This window comes from Amnimonas aquatica (assembly GCF_002943415.1).
GTDB classification, from domain to species: domain Bacteria; phylum Pseudomonadota; class Gammaproteobacteria; order Pseudomonadales; family Moraxellaceae; genus Perlucidibaca; species Perlucidibaca aquatica_A.
Genome location: NZ_PTQZ01000356.1, coordinates 1 through 1,181 on the forward strand (window position 1 = coordinate 1; position 1,181 = coordinate 1,181).

1 protein-coding gene is annotated in these 1,181 nt (G+C 67.6%); it reads left to right on the forward strand.

Annotation, left to right across the window (positions count from 1 at the left end; genetic code table 11):
- Window positions 1-23 precede the first annotated feature (23 nt).
- Window positions 24-1,037 carry a type II secretion system minor pseudopilin GspK gene (gspK, locus tag C5O18_RS09910; RefSeq protein WP_105193460.1) on the forward strand — a complete coding sequence of 338 codons (1,014 nt, stop codon included), beginning with the start codon at window positions 24-26 and terminating at the stop codon, window positions 1,035-1,037.
- The last annotated feature ends 144 nt before the right edge of the window (window positions 1,038-1,181 follow it).

The following is a 1,181-nucleotide window of genomic DNA, read 5'->3' on the forward strand; positions in this document are numbered from 1 at the left end:
CCGACTTTACTGGATGCCCGGCAATGACTCGTCGCAGTGAGCGCCAGCGCGGCGTCGCGCTGCTGACCATGATGATGATCGCGGCCCTGGCGGCGGTGCTGGTCATGGCCATCATCGACCGCCAGGCGCGCGTGCAGCGCGAGCTGGGCGGGCAGCTGCTGCAGGACCAGATCGCCGAATACAACCGCGGCGCCGCCATGTTCGCCATGGCGGCCCTGCGCGCCGATGCCCAGGACGGCCTCGTGGTCGATCATCCGAAGGAGTACTGGGCCCAGCCGTTCCCGCCGTTCCCGGTGCCCGGCGGCCTGATCCAGCCGGCACTGAGCGATGCCCAGGCGCGTTTCAACCTCAACAGCCTGGTCAGCAACGGCGCGGTCAGCACGCAGGCGCTGGCGTTCTACCGCCGCCTGCTGCAGCACCTGCTGCTGCCGGTGGAGCTGGCCGACAGCCTGGTGGACTGGCTGGACAGCGACAACCTGCCGTATTCGTCCGCCGGCGCCGAGGATGACTACTACCTGCGTCAGAACCCGGCCTACCGCGCCGCCAACCGCAGCATGAGCACCTACGCCGAGCTGCGCCTGGTGCGCGGCTACAACAGCGAGATCCTGCGCCAGCTCGCGCCCTGGGTCACGGTACTGCCATCCGCCGCGGTGAAAATGAACGTGAATTTCCTGTCGCCGGGCCTGCTCGAGGCCATGGTGCCGGGGCTGCCGCCGGCTTCGGCGGTCGAGTTGTTGCGGAATCGACCCCAGCAGGGCTGGAAATCGGTCAGCGACTTCCTCGACAATCCGGTGTTCAATGGCGTGAGCGCCGATATCCGGCAGCAGCTGACCAGCCTGCTGGATGTGAAGTCGGCTTATTTCGAGCTGTACACGAAAATCAGGTTCGGCGATCGCGAGCGCCTGCAGTGGTCGCTGATCGCCAGACGCAGCGCCGGGAGCCTCGAGGTGATTGCCAATGACCGCAATCCCGTCTGGGTGCCGGACATCGAACCGCCGCCGGAGAGCGGGGACGAGCCGGAAGGGGAAGAGGACTGATGGACATGCTGTTTCTGCGCCTGCCGGCTTCCGGCACGGAAGCCCTGCAGGCGGTGAGCTGCATCCAGGGACACTGGCAGCGGCTGGCCGCCTGGCAGACGCTGGACGAGCTGGCGCGCTGGTACCAGGGCCATCGCGGCCTGC

What these genes read in the sequence shown, in the direction of transcription:
- gspK (WP_105193460.1), top strand. Translation starts at nt 24, where the DNA reads ATGACTCGTCGCAGTGAGCGCCAGCGCGGCGTCGCGCTGCTGACCATG.